The 6,721-nt window shown below is 64.7% G+C and carries 6 protein-coding genes; 3 read left to right on the forward strand and 3 right to left on the reverse strand.

Annotated elements, in window-relative coordinates; genetic code table 11:
- Positions 1–29: 29 nt before the first annotated feature.
- A complete protein-coding gene (locus tag AC5ZGW_RS14245; protein WP_130229369.1) occupies positions 30–854 on the forward strand; it encodes a metallophosphoesterase family protein in 825 nt (274 codons plus the stop codon).
- On the opposite strand, the gene AC5ZGW_RS14250 is transcribed toward AC5ZGW_RS14245, so the two are convergent.
- The 3 genes from AC5ZGW_RS14250 to AC5ZGW_RS14260 all read right to left on the reverse strand — a co-directional run bounded on the left by AC5ZGW_RS14250 (position 793) and on the right by AC5ZGW_RS14260 (position 3,067).
- A complete protein-coding gene (locus AC5ZGW_RS14250) occupies positions 793–1,278 on the reverse strand; it encodes a cyclic nucleotide-binding domain-containing protein (protein WP_028167028.1) in 486 nt (161 codons plus the stop codon). The two genes, AC5ZGW_RS14245 and AC5ZGW_RS14250, sit on opposite strands and share 62 nt — an antisense overlap.
- Before the next feature lie 115 nt (positions 1,279–1,393).
- Complete coding sequence (locus tag AC5ZGW_RS14255; protein ID WP_130229370.1) at positions 1,394–1,921, reverse strand: tautomerase family protein; 528 nt, start codon at positions 1,919–1,921, stop codon at positions 1,394–1,396.
- 102 nt (positions 1,922–2,023) lie between these two features.
- On the reverse strand, positions 2,024–3,067 hold the full coding sequence (locus AC5ZGW_RS14260) for a GlxA family transcriptional regulator (RefSeq protein WP_245475031.1): 1,044 nt from the start codon (positions 3,065–3,067) through the stop codon (positions 2,024–2,026).
- Between the two features lie 238 nt (positions 3,068–3,305).
- Here AC5ZGW_RS14260 and AC5ZGW_RS14265 point away from each other — a divergent pair, with 238 nt between their 5' ends.
- Positions 3,306–4,334, forward strand: coding sequence for a Fe(3+) ABC transporter substrate-binding protein (locus AC5ZGW_RS14265; RefSeq protein ID WP_130229371.1), 1,029 nt, complete (start codon positions 3,306–3,308; stop codon positions 4,332–4,334).
- A 139-nt stretch (positions 4,335–4,473) separates the two neighbouring features.
- Positions 4,474–6,150: an ABC transporter permease gene (locus AC5ZGW_RS14270; RefSeq protein WP_496113925.1), complete on the forward strand. Its 1,677-nt coding sequence runs from the start codon at positions 4,474–4,476 to the stop codon at positions 6,148–6,150.
- Positions 6,151–6,721: the final 571 nt, after the last annotated feature.

Genomic DNA, 6,721 nt, shown 5'->3' on the forward strand with positions numbered 1-6,721 from the left:
TCACCCCATCGGATCCTGATCGAGGTCCCATGCGCTGCCTGGTCGTTGCCGATCTGCATTATTCATTGCCGCAGTTCGACTGGCTGCTCGCGGCGGCGCCGCAATTCGACCTGGTGATCTTTGCCGGCGATGCGCTCGACATCTCATCGATCGTCGATTTCCGCGCCCAGATCGTCGTGGTGAAGAAATATCTTTCGCTGCTCGCAGCCCGCACCCGCGTCATCCTCTGCTCCGGCAATCACGATCTCGACGAACGCAATCCCGACGGCGAGAAGATCGCGCGCTGGGTCTCTGACGTCAGGGAGCTCGGGATCGCCGGCGACGGCGACAATCTGACGATCGGCGATACGCTGTTCACGGTGTGCCCGTGGTGGGACGGCCCAAAGGTGAAGGAGCGGCTCGACGCGCAGCTTCGTAACGCCGCCGTCAACCGGCCCGCGAATTGGATCTGGGTGCATCACGCGCCGCCCGCAAACTCGCCGACGAGCTGGGGCGGCAAGCGCTTCTTCGGCGATGTCGAGCTGGTGCAATGGATCGAGCGCCATCAGCCGTCCATGGTGATATCAGGCCATGTGCACCAGTCGCCGTTCATTCCTGATGGCTCGTGGTTCGATCGGTTAGGCGCGACCTGGGTGTTCAACACCGGCCGCATGCCCGGCCGTCCGCCGACTTGTATCGTACTTGATATCGACCAAGGCAGCGCGTTCTGGCTGGCACCGGGCGAGGAGCAGACCATCGATCTCAACGCATCGCTGCAGCCGGCCGCCCGGATCGAGAACCCGCCGCCCTGGCTCACATCCTTGGGTCTGATTGCCGATCCGATCCTGGCGCGACCTGCATCGGCGGCAGGTTGATCATGCTCTGCAGGATCTCGCCGACCATCGCCAGATGCGTGCCATGGTCGGCATATTGGTGCATGAGATCGGCGAGATAGGTGGTGGCGACGTTGAGCCGTTGTGCGAGCAGCCGGGCCAGCAGCAGCGCCACTTCCGGCTGCTCGCGCAGGAAGGCCGCCGCATCATCGAATTCATAGACCAGCGAGTCGGATGCAGCGCGCACCGTTGCGGTGTGCGGCTGATCGAGCAGCACACTCATCTCACCGAGCACGGCGCCGGGCTCAGCGAGCACCGCGACCACGGCATCGCCCTTGATCACCTCCAGCCGCCCTTCGATCAGCACGAACAGATGCCCGGTCTTGCCGCCCTCATGGATGATGAGCGCGCCGGACGGCACCTGCCGCCGAACTGCCCCGCCGCAATGATCCAGGATCGCCCGCATCCGAACCCCACCTCCCGCAAGGAAGACTAGGCGCAGACTTCCCCGAGGGGAAACGCATTAGCTGGGCGCGCTGCCCAAATTGTCGGCACTTCGGGGGACGCCGCAGGACGACACATCAATCGATCCCCTTGCGCGCGGCATCGACCGCGCCGGCCAAGAGTTCGAGCGCCTTCACGCGGCGCCGCCGTGCCAATCGCTCCTCACCGACCTTCCGCTCGTGCTCGCCGGCGATGAAGGCCTGGATGTCCGGCAACGTGCGTATCGCGCCGCGGCTGCCCCATTGGCCGTCTGGTATCTCGGTGGGAAATACCCAGACGCGCTGCGCGACGTCCTCGAACGTGCCGCCGTCGGCGCGCACCACGGCGTCGGTGACGTCCTTCACCAAGGCCCTGCGCGAAGCTTCCGTGTACTGCCCTTCGGGCACCGTCGGGACGATACGGTATCGCGGCGAGGCCGAGTGTTGGCCCGCGACATAGACGGCGGCCGGCCGATGCAGGTACACGACCGTCACGCTTTGGGCGACCTCATTGGTGGGGTCGAATCCCTCGTGCCCGATCAGGAGATCGCCGAGTTCCTTGATCAGCCGCGCTTCGGCTTCCGGTTTCAGCGCGCCCTCCGGAATGGTGACATCGATCATCGGCATAAAGACCTCCTGTGCTCGTTCGCAAGCCGAGGTCTAGATGCTGAGCGGTTCTGCCGAGAGTGGCAGTATCGCCATCTTTCGAGGAAATTCGGACAGGCGCGGCTACGCAGCCGGCGCAGCGCGGGCGTTACGCCGCGCGAAACGGCGTTGATATTCGCGAGGCGAAAGCCCGGTTTCGCGCTTGAACAGGCGACGGAAGGTGGAGAGATCGTTGTAGCCGACACGGGCGCTGACCGCATCGACGCTCAAGCCTTTGGTTTCGAGCAGCCGCTTTGCCACGTCGACGCGCAGCGCCTGCAGGTAATGGAGCGGCGCCTCGCCGGTCGCGAGCTTGAAGCGGCGATTGAGCGTGCGCTCGCTGACCGCAAGATGCTGGGCGAGTTCGGCGAGGCTGAACCCATGTTGCAGTGACTTTTCCATCCAGCGCTGCGCCCGTGCCACCAACGCGTCCGAATGCTGCGGCGCGCTCGGCATGCTGGCGTAGGAGGTCTGCGAGACGCGGTTTGAGTCGATCAGCATCAACTTGCCGGTTTCGGCCGCCACTTCGAGGCCAGCAAATTTCTCAACCAGGCGAAGCGCCAGATTGAGCGACGTCGTCACCGCGGCGGAGCAGACGATGCGGTTCTGCTCGGTCAGGATTTCCGAGACCCGGAGGTCCACTTCGGGGTAACGTTTGGCGAATGCCTTCGCCTTCGCCCAATGCGTCGTGGCAACGCCACCGTCGAGCAGGCCGGCCTCGGCGAGAATGAAACTGCCGGTACAGTAGGAGGCGAGCAGCGCGCCGCGCGCGTGCTGGCGGCGCAGCGCAGTGAGCAGCGGTTCGACAATGTCGATTCTTTCGAAGAAGCGCTCGATGTTGACAACGAAGGGTCCCGGCACGACCACCGCATCCACGGCGGCACGTGCGCTGATCGGCCCGTCGACCTCGATGACTTGGCCCGAAGCGGTCTCGACCGGCTTGCCGTCCAGCGACTCGACCCGCCATTGCAGCAGCGGCGCTCTTGCCCCGCGATGGTGAGGCCGTTCTGCCCATACCGCATTGGCCGCTGTGAAGACGTCGATCGCTCCCGCCACGCCGGAGGCGAGGATGCCGTCATAGACCCAGATCCGGACGAGCGGCATGGTCTCCTGTCCGATTTTGCTCATGAGGGGGCGATACTGCCATCCCGCGTTCTGACGAACAAGGCGAACAACAAGGCCTGGAGGAAAATGCCCGGCCCCGACGACACTCCGCAGAGTCGTGGAATCCAAATTTGGAATCGCTCTAAGTCGTTACGCTGGAATCACTCTAAATCAGGCCGTTCGCGACATCGGGTCGCGGACATCTTGGCGTCGCCTGCGCTAGGCACTCCGGTACCGCGTGACATCCTGCCGGAGCAGCCTCATGATCAACTTTCGCGTCCTCGCCGCGTCAGCGGCGGCGCTGTGCCTGACTTTGCCCGCCGTCTCGGCCGCATCGGCCGACAATGGCGAAGTCAACGTTTACACCTATCGCGAGACCAAGCTGATCCAGCCGCTGTTCGATGCCTTCACCAAGGACACCGGCATCAAGGTCAATGTCGTCTCGGCGAGTTCGGGGCTGGAGCAGCGCATCAAGGCGGAGGGCGCCAACAGCCCGGCCGATGTGCTCTTGACGGTTGATATCGGCCGCATCGACGAAGCGGTACAGGCCGGCGTGACCCAGCCGATCAAGTCGGAGGTGGTTGAGAAGATCGTCCCGGCGCAATATCGCGATCCGGACGGGCATTGGGCCGGCATCTCCATGCGCGCTCGCGTGATCTATGCCTCCAGGGACCGCGTCAAGCAGGACAAGATCACCTATGAGGAGCTCGCCGACCCCAAGTGGAAAGGCAAGATCTGCATCCGCTCCGGCCAGCACATCTACAACAATGCGCTGTTCGCGGCCTACGTGGCCAAGCACGGCGAGGCCAAGGCCGAGGAATGGCTGCGTGGCGTCAAGGCCAATCTGGCGCAAAAGCCGTCGGGCGGCGATCGCGAAGCCGCGCGCGACGTCGCCGCGGGCAAATGCGACATCGGCATCGGCAACACCTATTACTGGGCGCTGATGATGAACAACGATCCCGACAAGAAGCCGTGGGCGGAGGCGACCCGCGTCCTCCTGCCGACCTTCGAGGGCGGCGGCACCCACGTCAATCTGTCCGGCGTGCTGCTTGCCAAGCATGCGCCCAACAAGGCCAACGCCGTGAAGCTGATCGAATGGCTCGCCGGCGAACAGGCGCAGCAGCTGTATGCCGACCAGAACTACGAATATCCGGTTCGTACGGGCGTCGCCGTCAATTCCACCATCGCGGGGTATGGCACGCTGAATGCAGACAGCCTGCCGATCTCGAAGATCGCCGCGAGCCGCAAGGCGGCGGCAACGCTGGTGGACAAGGTCGGCTTTGACAACTGACCTCTCTGCTTCGCCCCCTCCCCCGCCTGCGGGGGAGGGCCGGGGCGGTGGTGCTTCCGCGATTCACACTCCCCCAGTGGAGAGAGCCTCCACCCGCCGCGCTCTACGAGCACGGCGACCTCCCCCGCAAGCGGGAGAGGTGAAGGGAAGCAGCCGGTCCGGACAATCACCTCGACGACGCGTCTACGCCGGGCGAATCGCCGCGGCGATCGCGGTGGCGACTGCGGCGCTTGTCGCCGCGCCCGTCATCTCGATCGTTTCGCTTTCCATGCAGCCGGCGCCGGAAGTGTGGCACGACCTGATCAACTACGTGCTGCCCGTGGCGATGATCGACACCGCGCTTCTGCTCGCCGGTGTCGGTGCGCTGACGCTTCTGCTCGGTGCCGGCACGGCGTGGCTGATCTCGCGCTATGATTTCCGCGGCCGCCGCACGCTGCTGTGGTTGATGCCGCTGCCGCTGGCGGTCCCGACCTATCTCGCGGCCTATGTCTACGCCGATTTGTTCGAGCCGCTCGGCCTTGTCCATCGCACGCTCGCGATCTGGCTGCCGCTCCGTGACGCCGTGGGCTGGCTGCCCAATCTGCGATCCCTGCCCGGTGCGATTGTCGTGATCGGACTGGTGCTCTACCCCTACGTCTATCTGTCGGCGCGGGCGATGTTCCAGTTTCAGACGGCAGAATTCGCGGAGGTCGCGAAGACGCTCGGCGCCGGCAAATGGACCGTGTTCTGGCGCGTCTCGCTGCCGATGGCGCGGCCGGCGCTTGCGGTCGGCGTGGCGCTTGTGTCGCTGGAGACGTTGAACGATATCGGCGCCAGCGAATATCTCGGCATCCGCACGCTGACGGTTTCGATCTTCACGACCTGGCTCAACCGCGGCAGCCTCGCCGGTGCTTCGCAGCTCGCCTGCCTGATGCTCGCCATCGTCGCCGGGCTCGTCCTCATGGAGCGCTACGGCCGCCGCAATACCAATGCCGAACTCGCCGCCGAAAGCCCGCGGGTCACGCCGCGAACACCGCTGGTCGGCGCTCGAGCGTGGTCGGTATTCGCAACATGCCTGCTGCCGGTGCTGATCGGCTTCGTCGTGCCGCTGCTCTATCTCGTGCATCAAAGCGCCAGGCGCGGGCTGCTCGCCAATTTCGATGCGTCGCTGTGGCGCCACGCGTTCCACTCGGTCGCGTTTGCAACCCTGGCCACGCTGCTGGCGCTGCTGCTCGGGTTCTCCACCATCATCGCCCATCGCTGGCGGCCAAGTCCGTTGCAGCATATCGCGATGAACATCTCGCAGGCCGGCTACGCGTTGCCCGGCCTCGTGATCGCGCTTGGCCTGCTCGCGCCGGTGCTGGCCGTCGACAACGCCCTGAACGCGCTCGCCGGGTGGACCGGAGGATCGCTGCCGGGATTGATCCTGATGGGCTCGGGCTCAGCCGTGGTGATGGCCTACGCGATCCGCTTCCTGGCGGTGCCGACCGGCTTGATCAAAGCCGGCTTCGAGCAAATCCCACGCGATTATGACGAGAGCGCGCGCGCCGTCGGCGCCGGTCAGGCCACGATTCTGCACCGGATCCACCTGCCGCTGTTGAAGCCCGCCCTGTTCGGCGCCGCCATCATCGTGTTCGTCGATTGCCTGAAGGAGTTGCCAGCAACGCTTCTGCTGCGCCCGCTGAATGTCGAGACGCTGTCGACCTCGATCTACCAGTACGCCAGCCGCGGCAGCTTCGAGGAAGGCGCACTCGCAGCGCTCCTGATCATCGCCGCCAGCATCGGGCCGGTGGCGTGGCTGACACGCTTCTCCGACGTGCCCAACGGCCCGGCGTAGTCGCGCGGCGCACTCCGCTCTCGCCGTCATTCCGGGGCGCGCGTAGCGCGAGCTACGATGTGCAATTGCACATCAGAGAATCCATCGGGCCGCATGCGCAGGCGGAGAAATGGATTCCGGGCTCGTCCTTCGGAAGCCCCGGAATGACGGCGGAGAAAAATTCGCGAGCAATTTCAAACTGATTTGCCCCGTCCACCCCTCACGCAAAAAACATTCCGCTTCCGTCGTCGGGCAAATCAGTGATTTAACTCCGCGCGTCTCACCCAGATGAGGGGCGGCTCGCGATCGTCACGAACGTTGCGGTGAGATGCGGTGGACGTGAAGCGTGTGACTGACGAGCACACACATCACGGACGGCGAAGTCGTGTGGTCCTGGCGCCCCGACGCTGGCGCTAAGCTTCTTACGAAGTGACGGTGGCAAGAAAGCCCGGTCACCGGCTATCTAATGCACACATCTTTGTTGCGAAGATCGGCGAAGACTGATTCCCTGGCGGGAGGCGGTCTTGTGGAGAGCGGTCGTATGTCGATGGAGGTGGGGCTGGGGCGATTTGGCGATCGTCGCCTGGAAAAA

This window comes from Bradyrhizobium sp. Crot121, assembly GCF_059512385.1.